General features: G+C 47.0%; 1 protein-coding gene. It reads right to left on the bottom strand.

The annotated features are described in order from the left end of the window. The coding region (locus tag AC1DE7_RS31765; protein WP_477535893.1) for an IS3 family transposase at positions 1-521 on the bottom strand (521 nt) is incomplete at its 3' end. Positions 522-626 lie beyond the last annotated feature (105 nt).

Below are 626 nucleotides of genomic sequence, written 5' to 3'. Positions count from 1 at the left end.
GCTTCCTCCAGTGCACCCATCACCAAACTGGTTTCCATATGGTTATATAGACGCCAGCCTACAATTTCACGTGTGCACAAATCCAGAACGCTGGCGAGGTATAGACGACCTCCTCGGCAAGGAATGTAGGTGATGTCGGTAACCCATACCGTATTCGGTTTGGACGTTTTAAATTGCTGATTCAGCGTATTTGGTGCAAGGGGATGGYTGTGTTTRGAATCCGTMGTCTGAACGCGATATTTGGGCATGACCACAGAACGTAGATTCATTTGACGCATGTATATACTGACGGTACGTGAAGAGATTCGCAMCCCTTCTAAATGGAGCAGATACGTAATTTTAGGACTTCCACACCGCATCTGGTGGTCGTAAAARTGATAGCGAATACGCTTCATGACCTCGCCTTTGCGGTCCTGCCGCTTGCTGGTTCGGYCCATTCGCCATTTGTAATATCCGCTCCGTGATACTTGAAAGGTWCTGCACATCTTCTCCAAAGAAAACTCGGAGCGATGGTCTTCCACAAACTGAAATCTTAGCTCTTTGGTTTGCTGAAGATGTGCACTGCTTTTTTTACAATCGCCAGTTCTTCTTGTGTATCCGCAAGCGTGTGCTCTTTCTCTTGAAGC

It is taken from the genome of Paenibacillus sp. 10L310 (assembly GCF_056395745.1).
Note: the sequence above shows the minus strand (reverse complement) of the source record. Positions and strands in the feature narration are given on the sequence as shown.